This window comes from Mesorhizobium sp. LNHC232B00, from assembly GCF_000502435.1.
Lineage (GTDB): Bacteria > Pseudomonadota > Alphaproteobacteria > Rhizobiales > Rhizobiaceae > Mesorhizobium > Mesorhizobium opportunistum.
This window is the reverse complement of record NZ_AYWP01000009.1, coordinates 174,694-191,810: the sequence shown is the minus strand read 5'-3', so window position 1 is coordinate 191,810 and position 17,117 is coordinate 174,694. Positions and strand designations below refer to the sequence as shown.

General features: G+C 62.0%; 19 protein-coding genes and 1 tRNA gene. 9 read left to right on the top strand and 11 right to left on the bottom strand.

Annotated elements, in window-relative coordinates:
• Positions 1–153: 153 nt before the first annotated feature.
• Positions 154–1,308, top strand: a complete 1,155-nt coding sequence (locus X743_RS155060; protein WP_023765835.1) for a dihydrodipicolinate synthase family protein — start codon at positions 154–156, stop codon at positions 1,306–1,308.
• A gap of 199 nt (positions 1,309–1,507) precedes the next feature.
• Positions 1,508–1,729 (top strand): hypothetical protein, encoded by a 222-nt coding sequence (locus X743_RS155065; protein WP_023765834.1) that lies wholly within the window; start codon positions 1,508–1,510, stop codon positions 1,727–1,729.
• A 380-nt stretch (positions 1,730–2,109) separates the two neighbouring features.
• Here X743_RS155065 and X743_RS155070 read toward each other — a convergent pair whose 3' ends face one another.
• Both X743_RS155070 and X743_RS155075 read right to left on the bottom strand, forming a co-directional pair.
• Positions 2,110–2,319, bottom strand: coding sequence for a hypothetical protein (locus X743_RS155070; RefSeq protein WP_023765832.1), 210 nt, complete (start codon positions 2,317–2,319; stop codon positions 2,110–2,112).
• A 385-nt stretch (positions 2,320–2,704) separates the two neighbouring features.
• Positions 2,705–2,926, bottom strand: a complete 222-nt coding sequence (locus X743_RS155075; RefSeq protein WP_023765831.1) for a hypothetical protein — start codon at positions 2,924–2,926, stop codon at positions 2,705–2,707.
• Positions 2,927–3,333: 407 nt separating this feature from the next.
• Between X743_RS155075 and X743_RS155080 the strand changes: the two genes are divergently transcribed.
• Positions 3,334–3,633, top strand: a complete 300-nt coding sequence (locus tag X743_RS155080) for a DUF1236 domain-containing protein (RefSeq protein ID WP_023765830.1) — start codon at positions 3,334–3,336, stop codon at positions 3,631–3,633.
• 61 nt (positions 3,634–3,694) lie between these two features.
• Here X743_RS155080 and X743_RS1000000174115 read toward each other — a convergent pair whose 3' ends face one another.
• From X743_RS1000000174115 to X743_RS155095, 3 genes are all read right to left on the bottom strand, one after another.
• Positions 3,695–4,198, bottom strand: coding sequence for a hypothetical protein (locus X743_RS1000000174115; protein ID WP_156934424.1), 504 nt, complete (start codon positions 4,196–4,198; stop codon positions 3,695–3,697).
• A gap of 464 nt (positions 4,199–4,662) precedes the next feature.
• A tRNA-Val gene (locus X743_RS155090) sits at positions 4,663–4,737 on the bottom strand.
• 105 nt (positions 4,738–4,842) lie between these two features.
• Positions 4,843–5,205: a response regulator gene (locus tag X743_RS155095; protein ID WP_006199474.1), complete on the bottom strand. Its 363-nt coding sequence runs from the start codon at positions 5,203–5,205 to the stop codon at positions 4,843–4,845.
• A gap of 162 nt (positions 5,206–5,367) precedes the next feature.
• Between X743_RS155095 and X743_RS155100 the strand changes: the two genes are divergently transcribed.
• Positions 5,368–6,309 carry an N-formylglutamate amidohydrolase gene (locus X743_RS155100; protein ID WP_023765828.1) on the top strand — a complete coding sequence of 314 codons (942 nt, stop codon included), beginning with the start codon at positions 5,368–5,370 and terminating at the stop codon, positions 6,307–6,309.
• 328 nt (positions 6,310–6,637) lie between these two features.
• Positions 6,638–7,411 (top strand): histidinol-phosphatase, encoded by a 774-nt coding sequence (gene hisN, locus X743_RS155105; protein ID WP_023765827.1) that lies wholly within the window; start codon positions 6,638–6,640, stop codon positions 7,409–7,411.
• A gap of 30 nt (positions 7,412–7,441) precedes the next feature.
• Here the strand turns inward: hisN and X743_RS155110 are convergent, their stop codons facing one another.
• The 4 genes from X743_RS155110 to X743_RS155120 form a co-directional block, all read right to left on the bottom strand.
• Complete coding sequence (locus tag X743_RS155110) at positions 7,442–8,272, bottom strand: helix-turn-helix domain-containing protein (protein WP_023765826.1); 831 nt, start codon at positions 8,270–8,272, stop codon at positions 7,442–7,444.
• 106 nt (positions 8,273–8,378) lie between these two features.
• Positions 8,379–8,630 carry a DUF1127 domain-containing protein gene (locus X743_RS155115; RefSeq protein ID WP_023765825.1) on the bottom strand — a complete coding sequence of 84 codons (252 nt, stop codon included), beginning with the start codon at positions 8,628–8,630 and terminating at the stop codon, positions 8,379–8,381.
• A gap of 3 nt (positions 8,631–8,633) precedes the next feature.
• Positions 8,634–8,789, bottom strand: a complete 156-nt coding sequence (locus X743_RS1000000172790; RefSeq protein ID WP_023765824.1) for a hypothetical protein — start codon at positions 8,787–8,789, stop codon at positions 8,634–8,636.
• A gap of 169 nt (positions 8,790–8,958) precedes the next feature.
• Positions 8,959–9,936, bottom strand: a complete 978-nt coding sequence (locus X743_RS155120; RefSeq protein WP_023765823.1) for an alpha/beta hydrolase — start codon at positions 9,934–9,936, stop codon at positions 8,959–8,961.
• A gap of 480 nt (positions 9,937–10,416) precedes the next feature.
• Here X743_RS155120 and X743_RS155125 point away from each other — a divergent pair, with 480 nt between their 5' ends.
• The 4 genes from X743_RS155125 to X743_RS155140 all read left to right on the top strand — a co-directional run bounded on the left by X743_RS155125 (position 10,417) and on the right by X743_RS155140 (position 14,837).
• Entirely contained in the window at positions 10,417–10,884 is a 468-nt protein-coding gene (locus X743_RS155125) for an Hsp20 family protein (protein WP_013893124.1), read from the top strand.
• Positions 10,885–11,194: 310 nt separating this feature from the next.
• Positions 11,195–11,680 carry a spore coat U domain-containing protein gene (locus tag X743_RS155130; protein WP_023765822.1) on the top strand — a complete coding sequence of 162 codons (486 nt, stop codon included), beginning with the start codon at positions 11,195–11,197 and terminating at the stop codon, positions 11,678–11,680.
• A 38-nt stretch (positions 11,681–11,718) separates the two neighbouring features.
• Positions 11,719–12,450: a fimbria/pilus periplasmic chaperone gene (locus X743_RS155135; protein ID WP_023765821.1), complete on the top strand. Its 732-nt coding sequence runs from the start codon at positions 11,719–11,721 to the stop codon at positions 12,448–12,450.
• A 20-nt stretch (positions 12,451–12,470) separates the two neighbouring features.
• Positions 12,471–14,837 carry a fimbria/pilus outer membrane usher protein gene (locus X743_RS155140; protein WP_156934423.1) on the top strand — a complete coding sequence of 789 codons (2,367 nt, stop codon included), beginning with the start codon at positions 12,471–12,473 and terminating at the stop codon, positions 14,835–14,837.
• Between the two features lie 25 nt (positions 14,838–14,862).
• Here X743_RS155140 and X743_RS155145 read toward each other — a convergent pair whose 3' ends face one another.
• Both X743_RS155145 and X743_RS155150 read right to left on the bottom strand, forming a co-directional pair.
• Complete coding sequence (locus X743_RS155145; RefSeq protein ID WP_023765819.1) at positions 14,863–15,789, bottom strand: spore coat protein U domain-containing protein; 927 nt, start codon at positions 15,787–15,789, stop codon at positions 14,863–14,865.
• A gap of 153 nt (positions 15,790–15,942) precedes the next feature.
• The gene (locus tag X743_RS155150; RefSeq protein WP_023765818.1) at positions 15,943–16,995 is read right to left on the bottom strand and encodes a low specificity L-threonine aldolase; all 1,053 of its coding nucleotides are present in this window, start codon (positions 16,993–16,995) and stop codon (positions 15,943–15,945) included.
• Positions 16,996–17,117: the final 122 nt, after the last annotated feature.

Below are 17,117 nucleotides of genomic sequence, written 5' to 3'. Positions count from 1 at the left end.
TCCCGAATATCGATAATCTAACGCCATGGGCCCTGTAATTGCGGGCCTATCGTGCTGCGTTGCAGCAATACGACGGAGGAGAACCTCGAATCTTAAAGCTTCTTGATTTATTGGAACGTTCCATTTAATAGGCGCGATTACAGGGAGAGATCGATGGATATAGCCTTGCCTGATGAGGGTGGCCCCAGCAGCCGTTATGCGCTTGTCGGCCAGCCGGTGCGGCCGATGGTCGGCGCGCGGTTTTCGCGCATCGCCTATGCGGCGGCGCATGTCGTTGCCGATCCGCTCGGGATGACCGATCCATGGTCGCGGCCGGTGGTCGACTGGGAGCGGACGATGGCGTTCCGCCATCATCTGTGGCGGCTCGGCTTCCGTATCGCCGAGGCGATGGATACCTCGCAGCGGGGGATGGGTTTCGACTGGGCAAATGCGCGGGAATTGATCCGCCGCTCGATCGCCGAGGCGCGGACCGTCGAAGGCGCCGATCTTGCTTCGGGCGCCGGCACCGATCATCTGGCCCCGGCGGCGGCTCGCACACCAGACGATGTGATCGCCGCCTATGAAGAGCAGTTCGCCTTCATCGAAGGGCAGGGCGGCAAGGTGATCATGATGGCGAGCCGGGCACTGGCGGTTGTCGCAAAGGGCCCCGATGACTATGCGCGCGTCTACGACCGCCTTTTGAGCCAAGCGTCCGGCAAGGTGATCCTGCACTGGCTGGGCGACATGTTCGACCCGGCCCTGAAAGGCTATTGGGGCAGCAGCGATTTCGAGACCTCGCTCGATACGGTGGTCGCCATCATCGAGCGCCATGCCGGCAAGGTCGAAGGCATAAAAATCTCGCTGCTCGATGCCGGCAAGGAGGTCGCGCTGCGCAACCGGCTGCCGCATGGTGTCGTGATGTTCACCGGCGACGACTTCAATTATCCCGAACTGATCGCCGGAGACGGCCATGGTCATTCGCACGCGCTGCTCGGCATTTTCGACGCCATCGCGCCGGTCGCCAATGCCGCCCTGGCGAAACTCGCCGAGGGCGACCGCGCCGGCTATGATGCGCTGATGGCGCCGACGGTGCCGCTGTCGCGAAAGATCTTCGAGGCACCGACCGAATATTACAAGGCCGGCATCGTCTTCATGGCCTGGCTGAACGGCCATCAGGACCATTTCACGATGGTCGGCGGCATGCAGTCGGCGCGTGGCATCCGCCACTATGCCGATATTTTTCGCCTTGCCGACCAGGCAGGCCTGCTGGCCGATCCGGACCTGGCTGTATCCAGGATGAAGAGCCTGTGCGCGGTCTCGGGCATCTGAGCCCAGCGGGATTGATCGGAAGTATCCCCCCGCATGAGGTGATTTGTGATCTCGGCGCCGAGAGCCACTGCGTGGGCCGCCGGACGGGCGTGTACCGTTTTAATACAATCCCCAATTGGTAGACTCGTGCGGCGCACCGGCAGTTAATTCCTCCGTCAGGCCAAAAGGAGGGAAAAAGGCCGCGAGCAGGGAGGAAACGATGTCTGTGCGAAAAGGAGACTATCGAACCAACAAAGCCGACTATGTGATTGCCGCGACGTATGGCCGAATGGACGCGGATGATGACGAGCGCGACGAGCTGCTGGCAAAAGAGAAGTTCCTGCGGCTAAGAGACCGGCGATTCGCCAAATTGGCCGCGAATCCGGCGGAAAGTTCGCCGGGGCCGAAAGCCAGGCCCCGTGGTTACGGCCGCTCATTCTAGCGCATTGAACGCATGGTATGAACGCACGGAAAAGCCCCGCCGACCGGGAGTCAGGCGGGGCTATCTGGACAGGTTCTTGGGGTTCTTCAAATCAAAGTGCTGTCTCATCCCGGCCGACGGCTATTACGAGCGGACGGTATCGCTCGCCGACAAGAAGTGAGATCCTGGGCACTTTTCCAGCCATGCGCCGTTTTAATGACCAGGCCGGGACGATCGGGCCGATCGCGCTCTGGCGGCCTACAAGAACGTCGCCAAAGGCTTTTAGCAAGGCGTCGGCAGATATCAGGCACGACGCGTTCTTTGCCATGTTCCCGCGCTTGTAGCGCAGTACATCCAGGCACAGTTGGCGCACTCCTGATCCTTCTTGGCGACCGCCATTGTTAGCGCCCCAACGGCTGTTTCGAAAGCGAGGCGAGTTCGTCCTCGTCGACCACACCCGCCATGTAGTTTGCGATAATGCGGGATGCGATTGCGTCGCGTGCATCGGCCGACTGGCCATCAAGCCTGAGCCTATCAAAGACCCGCCCGAGAAGAGCTATCTCTGAAGCGTCAAAAATACCTACCTCAGTCGCCTTCCGTCGAATCGGCATGATCTTCCTCCCCGAAATTCCTGCAGTGAAACGTGCCGCAAATCTTCCTTTCCGCGCAAGTGCTTAATGCGGTCGGGCTGACCCATTGTGTTGCCGGCCGCTTCATGACCTTCCGCCGGCCCCAAGTGCTTGGATCCGCTTCCACAGTCGGTCTCGGATGGCGCCGCTCGAATTGATGAAAGCCGAACCGCATGCCTGCCCGTCGACCGATCGGCCATTAGAGCCAATGCCGGCTCGGCCGTTTCGCGCTCGACACCGAGAAGTTCGAATTCGATCGAATACCATTTCGCCTTCAGTCCGTTGGTTGACGGACCCGCTTCGATATTTGCCATCGAGACGCTTCGTGAGGTTGAGCAATGCCCCTACGGCGGGCGCAGTTGTGCCTTCATATTCCGTGGGTCAGTACAATGTAGATAGCCGGGACTAACATCAACCAGCCGCCCATTCCTAGAACTACCCAAAGAGCAGTGCGCTCGGTTCGTCTGACAAGATCGGCAATATTTTCCTCGTCGGTCAAGGAGACGGCGTCCAGCAACCCAGGCTGATCATTGTCATTCGCAGGGTCGTTCGCGTTGCCGCTTTCATTCGATTTCTGGATCAATGTCATTGTCCTTTGCTCACCAGATAATAGAGGACCCGCCAGCTGCCCTAGGCGGCTCGCGGGTCCTATCAGCACAGGAAGGGACGTAGCTGTGCCGATCCACGACATGTCAGCCAAGGGCTATGCCGATCACCAGAAAGGTGACGGCCGTCGCGAAAACCGGTGCGAGCAACCACCGCGCTTGGCCAACACTCTTATCCATCTGCTTTCTCCGATTTGGAGAAGCAACTACGCCGGACGTAGGCCGTTCCGCCCAGTCCCAAGAGGCAAGACCATTGCGTTTTGCGGCCGGACTTTGGTCCTATCCTGTTTCAGACTGAAGCCCGGCAGCGGAACGTTTGGCCGGACGAGGTGTTCGGATGGCTGGCGCGCAGACGGTCGTGCTGTCGCCCGGACCATAAGAGGAGAAAACCATGAGGATGCACCTTACCAGCAGCGCTGCGGCGCTACTGCTTTTAGCCGGCGTCGGCGCAGTTGCGGCACAGGACGTTGTCATCACGCCGGAGCAGGACACCGTCGTGCGCGAATACGTGAAGAAGCAGCCACTTGCTTCCGTGAAGGTTCCCGGTGTGGAACTGAACGTCGGAACGGCTCTGCCGGACACGGTTGAACTTCATGAGGTCCCCAACGTCAAATACCGCTACGTGGTGGTCGACAACCGCACGGTTCTGGTGGACCCAGGCACCCGCAAGATTGTCAAGGTCTACGACTGAACTTCGAACTACCACTCCCGCCGCCACCCCATGGCGGCGGGCAGTGCATGTCGGTCGCCACTCAACCGGACAAGTGAAGATGATGAACCTTGAAGTCGAAACATCGCAAGCCCTCGAGGCGCGCTTGGTTGATCTCCAGGCGAGAGTGCGGGCCGCTCGCATAACCGAGACCGAAATAAGAACCTTCCAAAAGGTCGCAGCGATCATGGATGACGGTCGCGGGCAGATTGCTGGCGACGACCTGATCGCAGCATCGTTCCTTGTCGAACCGAAGACCTTGAATAGGTAGCGCACTAGCGGCGGAGCCCTGTCCTTCAGCAAGCGGGCAACTGTTATCGTTCGCCCCGGCCTTTGCCGAAGGCCAGCGGATACGGGTGAGGCTTGCCGAGTCCAGCGCCGTAGGCGCACGTCCAAGCCGCCAAGAAAAGTCCGCCACTGAGGAAGCAGTGACGGGCCTTTCCAGTGTTCTGCTTGGTGAGGGAACCCAAGCGGCTTCCAAACTCCAATTTCGAAAACAGGTTCCTTGATCGGCCAAAATTGCCGTTGCAGTGGTCCGCTCCTGCATCTGGGTAAAGCCTACCATAGGGAACGATGACGGGCCTTCGTCGGTCCTGCTCGATGGAGGGATACACCGAGCCCCGTTGAACTTTATCGAGGGAATAGGGTTTCCAAACAAAATGAGCCCGCACCGCCGGGTTGGGACGATGCGGGCCGACCAAGAGTGAATTCCCTTGGCCGCAGCGGAGGGGGATGCTGCACTACTGAAACTGAGAACTGGTATATTAGGTTCCACTTAAGGATAAAGAGATCCTTGTCTCATTTGCAACCCAGTCTGTGGGTCCGCACCACGGGCGGCACGGTTTGGATCCGGCCGAAGGTTGCCTTTCTCGGCCAGCGCACATCGCGCTGGTGGCCATGCAACCAGCCTTGCTCGCAGGCATCGATTTGGGAAGCAGCCGGCGCGCTCGGCGTCGGCCAAGACGCTCGATAAGCCACGTCGTCAGGAAGTTATCTAAGTCTTTGAAAGGATGGTGGGCGTGACAGGGATTGAACCTGTGACCCCTGCAATGTCAATGCAGTGCTCTCCCGCTGAGCTACACGCCCATCCGAAGCCGCGCATACACCATTTTTGATCCAGCGCGTCAATAGCAGGAAAAAGGAAAGAAGGCGTCGTCTCGCCGCAGCCGCGATGCCTTGGCCGAAGGCGGCTCAGGCCGCCTGCAGCATCTTCTCGACCTCGTTGACGAGATCGCGCAGGTGGAAGGGCTTCGACAGCACCTTGGCGTCTTTCGGCGCCTTGGAATCCGGGTTCAGCGCAACGGCGGCGAAACCGGTGATGAACATGACCTTAAGGTCGGGATCGATCTCGGTGGCGCGCCGTGCCAGTTCGATGCCGTCCATCTCCGGCATGACGATGTCGGTCAACAGCAGCGAGAACGGTTCCTCGCGCAGCCGCTCATAGGCGCTGGCGCCATTGTCGAAATCGCTGACCTGATAACCGGCGCGCTCCAGCGCCTTGACGAGGAACCGACGCATATCGTCGTCGTCTTCCGCCAGAAGAATGCGTGCCATGATGTCCCGTCCGAATCACCCGCCCGAGACTGCCGTGGGGCAGGCCCGTTAACCATCCTGTATATGAGGAGGTGAGGGTAAACATCAAGTGAACGAGGACGAGGAAGCCCCACATTTGGTAAGCGGTGAGGCCGCCGAAATGCTGGACATGCGGCCAGCAAGGTGGCAGTTTCATATCATGATGCACTGGTGCTTTCGGGTTCGTTCAAATTGAAGACGGCAGCCGAGGATTTTTCGGTCGTTCCACCCTTCGAAATCCGATCGGGCGCCGAACAGCGCGTCCCCTTCCTCTTCAACTCACCACACAGCGGCCGCTACTATCCCGAACGCTTCCTTGCCATGGCAAGGCTCGACCGCAACGCCATCCGCCGCTCGGAGGATTGCTACGTCGATGAGCTGTTCGGGGGCGCGGTGGCGCTCGGCGCGCCGATGCTGGCGGCGAATTTCCCGCGCGCCTATCTCGACGTCAACCGCGAGCCCTGGGAACTCGACCCGCGCATGTTCGCCGAGCCGGTGCCGTCTTTCTGCAACATACGCTCGGCGCGGGTGGCGGGTGGGCTCGGCACGGTGCCCAAGCTGGTCGGCGAAGGGCTCGACATCTATTCCGGCCGCTTGCCGCTCGCCGAAGCGGTCGCCCGCATCGAGGCCGTCTACAAGCCTTATCACGAGACGCTGAAGCGGCTTTTGACGAGAACCCATGCCCGTTTCGGCTTTGCGGTGCTGATCGATTGCCATTCGATGCCGGCGAGCATCCGTGTCGGCGACAACGGCCTGCGGCCGGACTTCATCATCGGCGATCGTTTCGGCATCTCGGCCACCGCTGCCCTGACCGAAACCGCGATCGGCCTGCTCTGCGCCATGGGCTATACCGTCGCCCACAACAAGCCTTATGCCGGCGGCTTCATCACCGAGCACTATGGCCGCCCGGCGCGTCATCTGCATGCACTGCAGATCGAGGTCAATCGCGGGCTCTACATGAACGAGCGGACATTCGAGAAGGCAGCGGGCTTTGACGCGCTGGCGGATGATTTGACGCGGTTTTCGGCCGATCTGATGGCGATGCCCGACCATCATTTCATCGACCTGCCGCTGGCCGCGGAGTGAGATCGCGCACCGGATGGGCAGCTTGGGATTTGCGGCGTAAAAAAAGACCGCATCGTTTTCACGATACGGTCGAAGTCTAGGGAGGAAACGCCCAAGGAGGGCATGGACAGGAGAACCTGTCCGAGATTGAGGGTATTGTGCGCTGCACAAATGTCAAGCGACGTTCAGGCTTTTTTAATTCAGAGTGATGTGAAAATTGCGTTTCGATGACGCTGGCGTGACATTCCGGCAACAATCGCGACAGCGGATAAATCGATAAACAGGCTTGTTTTAGCAGGAAAGTGGCGACAGAGCCCTATTCGGGGCATGCCGTATGCGGGAGAATCAGTTGGACATCAGCATCGATTTCATGCGCCGCATCGCGCAGGCGGCAGCGGCGGAGACCTTGCCGCGCTTCCGTGCCCAAGGGGCTGTCGCCAACAAGGAAAAGGGCAGTTTCGATCCGGTCACCGAGGCAGATCGCGAAACCGAGCGCGCCATCCGGGCGCTGATCTCGGCCGAGTATCCCGACCATGGCATTCTTGGCGAGGAGCATGGCAGCGAAAATATCTCCAGCAGGCATGTCTGGGTGATCGATCCGATCGACGGGACGCGCGCCTTCATCTCCGGCCTGCCGGTATGGGGGACGCTGGTCGGGCTGACGGTCGACGGTGACGCGGTCGCCGGCATGATGGCGCAACCCTTCACCGGCGAGTTGTTCTATGCCAACGCATCGGGCTCGCACTACGAGGGGCCGGGAGGGCCGCGCAAGCTTTCGACCCGCAAGACGACGAAGCTTTCCGAGGCAACCCTGTTCACCACCACGCCGGCGCTGTTCAAGGGCGAGGCGCGCAATCGCTATGACGCCTTCGAGAGGCAGATCCAGCTCGCCCGGTACGGCGCCGATTGCTACGCCTTCGCCATGATCGCCTCGGGAAGCGTCGACATTGTCGCCGATCCCGGATTGAAGCCCTATGATATCGTGGCGCTGATCCCGATCATCGAGAAGGCGGGCGGTGTCGTCACCACCTTCGACGGCGGGCCGGCGGAAAAGGGCGGCGATGTGCTGGCGGCGGCAACGCCTGAGCTCCATGCGGCCGCCATGGCTGCCCTGCGCGGTTGATATGTCGGCGCCTTCTTTGGCGCGATTAAATCAGCGTGATCCGATCGAGCGCTGGAATTCCGCTGGGGTGCGTCCGTAGACCTGTCTGAACGTCGAGCTGAAATGGCTGTGGCTGGAGAAGCCGAGATCCATGCCCAGCGTGGTCAGATTGTCGTAGCGGCCAAGCAGGTCGAGCGCGCGCGCCAGCCGCAGGCGCAGGTGATAGCGATAGAGCGGCATCGCCTCGACCTGCTGGAACACTTGCGTCAGGTAGACCGGCGAGACGCCGACCTCCACGGCAATCTCGGCCAGCGTCCAGCGCCGCGACAGGTCCGAAGACAGGACGAGCTTGGTGCGGTCGACCAGCTTCTGCCGTCCGGGGCTGGCGCCCGCGGCATGCGAGGTGTGTTCGCCGAGCGAGCGCCGCACCAGCGTCAGGGCAAGCGTCTCGGCTTCCAAGGTCTCGGCGACATTGCGGCTGAGGCTATGGCGCAGCAACGCCACCAGGGCCTGCGCGCGCGGGTCGATGCGCCGGCCCTGGCGGTGGAACGCCAGGCGGTCGCCGGTGCGCAGCTGCCCCTTCGGCGCCAGTTCGCGCAATTGGCCTTCCTCGACCACAAGGTCCAGACAGGCATCGCCACCTTCGACGGGATGGCTGACCTGATAGGCCTCAGCCGCGTTGAAGAACAGCAGCTGATTGGCCTCAGCGACGACGTCGTTGCGCCCGACATGGCGCACGAAGACGCCGCGATAGGGAAACACCAGATGCGTGGCCGCGCTGCACTCTTCGTCGCTCCGGTGCCGGCATTCGCCGCTGCAGACGATGTCGCGCACCCTGACGGTGCCGGTGTCCAGGAGCGGCTGTACCGTGAATTGCGACATGGCCGTTGCGTTCATTCCTCGTACCGGAAAATCAATCCGGAATTTACGAAGGCACTCTACGCAATCGGCCGGTCCGATTCTGTCAGGAGACTTCCCGGATGGTGCCTCAATCCCACAAGCGGCGGCTGAATTCGCAATAGGCATCGCCGCGCGACAGGCCGATGTCCTTGAGCTGTTCGTCGGTCATTTCGAGCAAGGCAAGGCGGCTTCGGCGTTTTTCCATCTGGCGACCGAGCCATCGGGCTGCCGCAAGGCATCGGGCGTGCAAGGACTGCAGCATGGTCGTGGTGCGGAGGGTCGTTGCCCGTGCCGGGACATGGCCGGCCAAGCGCTGCGCTATTGAATGATCAGGACGCATGGCTCAGTCCTCACCGGCGCCGGCCGCCGAAGCGCCGGCTTCGTTGAGTGCCTGTGCACATTCCTCGCAGCAGACCTCGACGGTCTTGCCGCCGACCTTGACTTGGATCGGATTGGCGTCCAGCTGGCAATCGCAGGCGGCGCAGGTTTTGTCGGTCATGATCTCATCTCCTCGGCGTTGAATTCGACGCGAGCAGATGAGCATTCCGAGACGGGCGCGGACTGTCAGAATCTTTAGCACTTTTGAGCGCCGCGGGCGCGAGCGCCCCACCTTCCTGACAACGGGGTGTCAGCTATGCCGGCCGATCCGTGAAGGGCTTTGGCGCCAGTCAGGCCGTCGGGTCGTCAGAGCCGGGAACGAAAGCATCGAAGGCGGCGAGGAATTGTTCGCGGTAGAGGTCGGCCTCCTGCAGGATTTCGTGCTTGGCGCCGTCGATCATCAGCATCGAGCCGAGCCTCAGACTTCTGGCGTATGCTTCCACCGCCCTGGTCGAGACGACCTGGTCGGCGCCGGCGGCGATGATCAGCAGGGGAACCTGGATCCTGGCCATGAAGTCGGGATCGCTGATTGCCTCCGAAGCCTTTGCCGCCGCCTGCAGCCAACGGATCGTCGGGCCGCCGAGGGCCAGTTGCGGATACTCTTCGTAGATGCGGGTGTTGCGACGGTAGCGCCGTGGATCCGACGTCACCTTGTTGGCTTCGAAAGGCAGCGTGTCTCTCGGGCGCGGACCCCAGGCGGCATAGAGCCTGCCAAGGCCCAAAGCGCAGAAAAACGAACAGACGCGGCGAACCGTGCTTATCGAGACCGGCAGGTCGGGCAGCGTCAGGAACGGCGCGATCAGCACCATGCGCCGCACGCGGTTGACCATCGACGGCGCCGCAAGCAGCGCGATCACCGCGCCGGCGGAATGAGCCAGGATGTAGTAGGGTCCACGGCAGTCGGGCAGCACGATCTCCTCGAAGAACTGCTCCAGGTCGGCCGTATAATCGCGGAAGGACCTGACATAACCGCGCTGGCGATCGCGGATCAGCCGGTCGGAACCGCCCTGGCCGCGCCAGTCGAGCGTGGCGACGCCAAGGCCCCGGGCGGCAAGATCGCGGATGGTTTCGAAATATTTCTCGATGCACTCGTTGCGGCCTGGCAGCAGCACCACCGTGCCTCTCATCGGGCGCGCGACCGCTCCGAACAGGCCGTAGCGGATCTTCTTGCGGTCGCGCGTGGTGAAGAAGCCGCCGGCGGCGTTCTCCGGCCGCGGATTGCCCTCAGTCTCATGGAAAAGGGAGGTGTCTTGGAGGATGTCCGTCATACGGCGCTTTATGCTCGGCGTCTTCACGTGCCAGCCTGTCGGGACCGGCCTCTCAAGGTGATAGACGTCAATACATCAAAAGCAAAGGAATTCCAGGTGACGGGGGCCGCAGAACAGGGAAGGCCGGAAGCGGCTTTTGAGCGCGCTTCCGGCCTTCTGTCGATCCGGGAGGAAGGGACGTTAACACCCGGTTCGGCCTCGTTGCGGCCCTCTGCAAATCCGGCGCCGCCAATCCTTGATCTTGAGAGCCACTTTAGCGGTAGCTCAATGAACGCGCGCCTAAGCGCCGGTTCATCTGCCGTTCATCAAGGCAGGCCGCCCTGCTTTTTTGCCGTCCGGCCAAATCTTGAAATGCCTTCGAACGCTCCCCAAATGTGGTTTGCGGTCGCCAATGTCGGGGCCGCTGGTCTAGCCGAAACGCCGCTCGCGGGTTTCGCACCGGCCATACGCAAACCATGTTGCTCAACAGGAGAACACCTCATGCGTCACGTTGATTTTTCCCCGCTTTATCGTTCGACCGTCGGCTTCGACCGCCTCTTCACCATGCTCGATTCGCTTGCGCAGCCTGATGGCGCGCAGACCTATCCGCCTTACAACATCGAGCGCACCGGCGAGGATTCTTACCGGATTTCGATGGCGGTTGCCGGCTTCTCGGATGAGGAAATCTCGATCGAAGCCCATCGCAACGTGCTGACCGTGAAGGGTGAGCGCAAGGACGAGGGCACCGGCGAAGGTTCCGAGTTGCTCTATCGTGGTATTGCCTCAAGGGCTTTCGAGCGCCGCTTCCAGCTTGCCGATCACGTTGAAGTCGTCGGCGCCGCGCTGAAGAACGGCCTGCTCTTCGTCGACCTCAAGCGCAACATCCCCGAGGAGCTGAAGCCGCGCAAGATCGCGATCACTTCGGCTCCGGCCAAGGCCAAGCAGATCGAGGCCAAAACCGCCGCCTAACAAGACGGCTGCCTAACGCATAAAGTTAAAGTCTCCTCCCGAGACGGAAGCGGCGCCGAAAGGCGCCGCTTTTTTGCGTTTGCTGGGTGGATGTGAAAAGGGGGCTTTGCCCTGACGCTGCTCGAATGCGGCAGCGGGATACCTCTTTTTGCCCTCGGGAGGGGCCGAGCACGAATTGGTTTAGCTTTCTCTAAATAAGTAATATCTTGTTAAGCAAGATCGAACATATTTTGGCGGGGCTCAATCACGGGCACATGCTTCCAATCCCGCCTCGTCTTCTCCTGGGACCATCGAAAAAGGACCTCGCCGGATGTGGCGGAAAACAGCAGCGTGCCTGGCGATCCTGGCAATTACCGGCGGCGAGGCGCGCGCCACGACAACAACCGCTTCCATGGCCGTGCAGATGACGATCACCGCGTCCTGCACCATCAACAGCGCGTCAACCCTGAACTTCGGCTCGTCCGGCGTCATTGCGGCCAATGTCGACCAGACGTCCACGGTCCAGGTTCAGTGCACGAACACGACTCCATACAATGTTGGCCTGGACGCGGGCACCGGATCGGGCGCGACCGTCGCCGCCCGCAAGATGACCAATGGTGCCGCCACGATTACCTATTCTCTCTATAGCGACAGCGGCAGAACGACCGTCTGGGGCAACACCATCGGGACAAATACGGTTTCGGCGACCGGTTCCGGCGCCGCGCAAAACTTTACCGTCTATGGACGCGTGCCGGCGCAATCAACGCCTGCGCCAGCTGTCTATACAGACACCGTGACCGTCACGGTAACCTACTAAAGTCGGCCTCATTGACGGTCGACGCCATGGGGGTGGCAATGAATTGGGCAAGGCTGGCTTCGGCCCTGGCGGGGGCATTGCTGTTCGGCGCTGTGCAGGTCCGTGCGGAGTCGCTTCAGGTGCAGCCCGCTCTGGTCGATGTCGTCGCGCCGAGCGCGGCGTCGACCATTACGCTGCGCAATGAGGGGACAACGCCGACCAACGTGCAGATTCGTGTTTTTCGCTGGTCGCAGGTCAATGGCGAAGAATCCCTTCAACCCACGGATGATGTGGTTGCCTCGCCTCCTGCCGTCACGCTCCTGCCGGGTACCGACTATGTTGCCCGCATCGTGCGAGTGGTCAAGCGACCGGTTGCGACCGAGGAGGCCTATCGCCTGCTCGTCGACGAGCTTCCAGACGCCAGTCGGGCCAAGACAGGCACGGTGAGGCTGCTGGTTCGCCACTCGATCCCAGTCTTCTTCGGTTCGCAGGCAAGAACGCCACCCAGCTTGGACTGGACGATATCGAGACAGGACGGCCGTTTGATCGTTTCAGCCCACAACAGGGGCGGTACCCGCTTGCGCATCTCCGCACTCTTGCTACGCGACGTCAGCGGGCACAAGATTTCATTCGGCGGGGGTTTGGTCGGCTATGCGCTCGGTCAGTCGACCATGCGGTGGGCGGCACCGGCCAGCGGGCGCAAATTCGCCACCAAGGGATCGGTCTCGATCTCGGGCCAAGGCAATGATGGCCCAATCAATGCCGTGGCGCCGGTTGTCGCCGCGCCGTGAATGCGGCTTGGCTCCTGACATTGTCGATATTGGTTGCCACGCTGATACAGTCCAATCGAGCGGACGGAGCGGCGCAGCAGCTTCAGCTCGAAGTCTTCATCAACGGCGCCGCCACCAACCAGATCGCGGCATTCGAGTCTTTCGACGGCCGGCATCTCGGCGCCGCTCCCGACGAACTGCGCGCTTTGGGACTGGACCTCGGCAAGCAAGCCCGACCTCGGGGAGCCATCGTCATGCTCGACACCGTGCGGGGGCTGGGCTACCGCTATGAAGAGCGGGAGCAACGCATTTTTCTGACGATCAATGGTGGCCTGCGCGGCATGATATCCTATGACGCCGCGCCCGGCCGGGAGGCTTCCCCTGACGTTCGAGCGGGGTTCGGCGGGGTTCTCAACTACAATTTGTTCGCGGCATCGCGGCAGGAGCCCGACGCCAGTGGCTTCGCCTTCAGCGGCGCTTCCACCACCCTCGATGCACGGGCCTTTTCGCCGGTCGGCACCTTCGGCCAATCGGCGATCCTGCGGCTGGAGGACAACGGGCGCGCCGATGCATTGAGGCTCGATACCGCCTACACTTATTCCGACCCGGCAACGCTAACCACGTACCAAGCTGGCGATGCGATTTCCGGCGGGTTCGCCTGGACCAGGCCGATCCGCATCGGCGGGCTTCAGGCGCGCCGCGACTTCGGCCTTCGCACCGATCTGATCACCCAGCCGCTTGTATCGGCGAGCGGCAGCGCGGCGGTGCCGTCGACGGTCGACGTCTATGTCAACGAGTTGAAGACCTATTCGCACCCCGTCGACACCGGACCGTTCCAGATCACAGATATTCCCGTCACCACCGGCGGTGGGCAGGCGGTTATCGTCTTGCGCGATGCGGCCGGCCGTGAAACGCGCACGAGCGTGCCGTTCTACGCCTCGCCCAACCTACTGAGGCCGGGGCTCTTCGACTTCTCGCTGGAGGCAGGCCTGCCGAGGTTGGGATACGCGACGACGTCCGACGCCTATGCCGTCAACCAGCCAGTCCTGTCGGCAAGCCTGAGAAAGGGCATCTTCGACTGGCTGACGCTCGAAGCCCACGCGGAGGCCAGCAGCGGCCTGCTCAACGGTGGTCTCGGCATAGTGACGCGCACCGGTTCGCTCGGCGTCGCTTCCTTCGCGGTGGCCGGCAGCCATGGCGCGGCGGGCGGCGGGCTGCAGTCCTATGCCTCCTATGAGATCAGAATCGGGACCCTCAGTGTAAACGCCAGTTCGCAAATGACGTTCGGGTCCTATGACGATCTCGCCTCGGTGAGCGACCGTCTTCAAGACGGCGGAACGTCCGGCCAGGCCTTCTTCAGGCTGCTATCCTTCGACCCCATGGCCGTAGGTGCGTCGACCCGATCCAGGCCCCCGAAGATGGTCAACAGCATTTCCTTCGGAACGCCGCTGCCCTTCGACAGTGGCAGCATCAGCGCAAGCTACATCGATCTGACGCCGGCCAGCGGTGAAGGTTCCAGGATACTCACCGCTTCCTATTCGCGGGCGCTGCCATTCGGCTATCTCAACGCGACCGCCTTCGCCGCCCTTGGCGGGCGACGGAATGCCGGCCTCTTCGCCGGCCTGTCGATCCCGATCGGCGGCAATGTAATGGCTTCGACGGCCATTTCAGCCGACAAGCACGGTGTCGATGTGATAGCCGATGTGAGCAAACCGCTCGGCGAGGACCCGGGCAGCCTCGGCTGGCGGACGAGCTTCAGTCAGGACGGGTCCGCCGAGGGCTCCGCAGCAGTCTCCTATCGTTCCTCCCATGGGCATGCCGAGGCCGGTGTCGGCCGTTCAATCTCGGGCACGGCGGCGACAGCCCAGTTCGACGGGGCAATCGCAACGATGGGTTCCGGCATTTTCCTGACAGACCGGGTCGACGACAGTTTCGCCGTTGTCGAGACGGGTTTGCCGGGTGTCGGCGTGCTTTTCGAGAACCGGCCGGCCGGCGTCACCGACGCGAAAGGAAGGCTTCTGGTGCCGAGCCTGCGCTCCTATCAGCGCAACAAGATCGCCATCGACACGACCAATCTGCCCGTCGACGCCGACGTCACGACCACGCAGGATATCATCGCGCCAGCCGACCGGGCTGGCGTGCGGGTCGATTTCCGAGTTCGCACCGACGTCAGCGCCGCGGTCCTCGTCTTGTCGGGGCCGGACGGACAGCCGCTCGAGGTCGGGTCGCACGGCACGATCAACGGCACGCAGGACTTCGTCATCGGTTATGACGGACGCGCTTATGTGAAAGCACTGGCGCGAAGCAACACTGTCGTTTCCCAGACCGCCAAGGGTTCGTGCCGCGCATCATTCGGCTACATGACAAAAGCAAACGAGCAAGTGGTCATCCCGGTTGTCTGCCGCTGATCCCGGATCGGCTGTCTGTGGGTCATCAGTACGTAACCGTCACGACGATTGTGTCGGTGTAGGCTCCGGGCGCGGGCGTCGTCTGCGCGGGCGCACGGGCGTATACGGTGTATGGTTGATCGAGCCCGGTGCCGGTGCCGCTAGCGGTGTCAGTGCCGATCGCGTTTCCCCAGACACTGGCCCTGCCGCTGTCGCTGTAGAGCGAATAGGTCACGGTCTTTGCACCGCTCGTCATCTTGCGGCTGGCAACCGTGGCACCGGAGCCGGCGCCGGCGCTCAGCCCGATATTGTACGGCGTCGTGTCGGTACAGCGAACGGTGACCGAACCGGTCGAATCGACATTGGATGCCAGCACTCCGACGGAGCCAAAGTTCACGTTGGTGGCCGAGACGTTGCAGTTCGCGTTGATTGTCGCGGTCCAGGTGGAGCCGCTGGACGTGGCTTGCCGGCTGCCTGTCGGACACGCCGAGGCGGTCTTGTAATCATAGCTGGCAGCCGGTGCGGTGGTCATGGTCCAGACATACGATCCGGGTCCAGCGGCGGTCTGGTTGGAGAATACTCTACCGTAAACGGTCAACGCGGTGCCGGCGCTGCCCGAGGAACCCAAAGCAAGATCGTAGGTCGCCCCAATGGGATAGAGTCCGTAACTGGTCGTGGCCAGACCCCAGGACCCCCAGATCGTCGTTCGCGACGCGTCGCTGTAAAGCTCGTGGACCAATCGCTCGGACCCAGAAGCCAGCCGGCGGTTGCCGGCCGCGTTGGTCTGGCCAGGTGAAAGTTCGACGCAAAGGCGCACGGTCTGGTTGGCTGTCCCGGTGCAGTTGATCGAGAAGGTTGCCGTCGTGTCATCAACGGCTCCGCTCAGAATGTCCACCACGCCGTACGATCCGTTGGCGGCCGTGACGGAGCAGCTCTGGGACCAAGCCCCTTGCAGGCTGCAAGCGAGGATCATTGTGACCAGCGCTGCTCGCAACTGAATTGTCCAGCGAAGCCAATAGTATCGCCAACGACGTATGAACCCTGATCCGCTGCCTTCCACCTTGGTCCGCTTATCAAGGTCCGAGGCCAATTCAAAAACGGGGCGTGTCGCAGCCATTTTGCCCGCTTATCCGGCCAGGAGCTGGCCAAAGCGATCGACTTCCTCGGCCGTCGTGGCAAAGCTGGTGACGAAGCGGTAGAGCAACTCGTCCTCGCCGATATGGCCGTCGAAACCATGCGGCTTGTGCCAGTCGTAGAAGGCGGCGCCCGCCGCCTGCAGCCTGTCGGCTTCTGTCTTCTTGATCACCGCGAACACCTCGTTGGCCTGCGGCAGCCAGGCAAGCTTCGCTGTCTCCGAGTCCTCGATCGCCGCGGCGAGGCGCGCGGCCATGGCGTTGGCGTGCCGAGCCGTGTCGAGCCACAGCCCGTCCTTGAAATAGGCCTCGAATTGCGCCGCCACGAAGCGCGACTTCGAAAACAGCTGCGCGGCGCGCTTGCGCAGAAAGGCCATTTCCTTGGCGCGGTCGAGGTCGAACAGCACGATTGCCTCCGCGCACCAGCAGCCGTTCTTGGTGCCGCCGAAGGACAGGATGTCGACGCCGCGTTTCCAGGTCATTTCGGCCGGCGTCGTGTCGAGCGCGGCCAGCGCGTTGGCAAAGCGGGCGCCATCCATATGCAACGGCACGGAATGTTGCTTGGCGATGGCCGCGATCGTCTCGATCTCTTGAAGACCGTAAATGGTGCCGACCTCGGTCGACTGGGTGATCGAAACGGCCATCGGCCGGCCCCAATGGACGATCCCGGGCGCGAAGCGGCCGATGGTCCGTTCCAGATTGTGCGGGTCGATCTTGCCCAGAGGGCCATCGACGGCATGAAGCCGCGAGCCGCCGGAAAAATATTCCGGCGCACCGCACTCGTCTTCGATGACATGCGATTCGCGGTGGGCGAAGGAAATGCCGCCGGGCTTGTTGTAGGCGGTCAGCGACAGCGAGTTGGCGGCGGTACCGGTTGCGACGAAGAACACCGCGACCTCGCGTTCGAAAATCTCGCTGAAGCGCCGGTAGACCGCCTGGTCGAGGGCGCCGTCACCATAGGCGGTGGAAAAGCCGCCGGCCGCGGCCGACAGGCCGGCGACGATATTGGGATGGGCGCCTGCCCAATTGTCGGAAGCGAAGAACATGTATCTGCCTGTGCTGGGGAAATCAGCGCGAAGTTGACCGGTTTCGCAAGCCGACCGCAAGGGCCAGACGCCGAAAAACCACCGCCCAATCAACTTGTCAGTGTAGCGGCTGGCGACTGAAG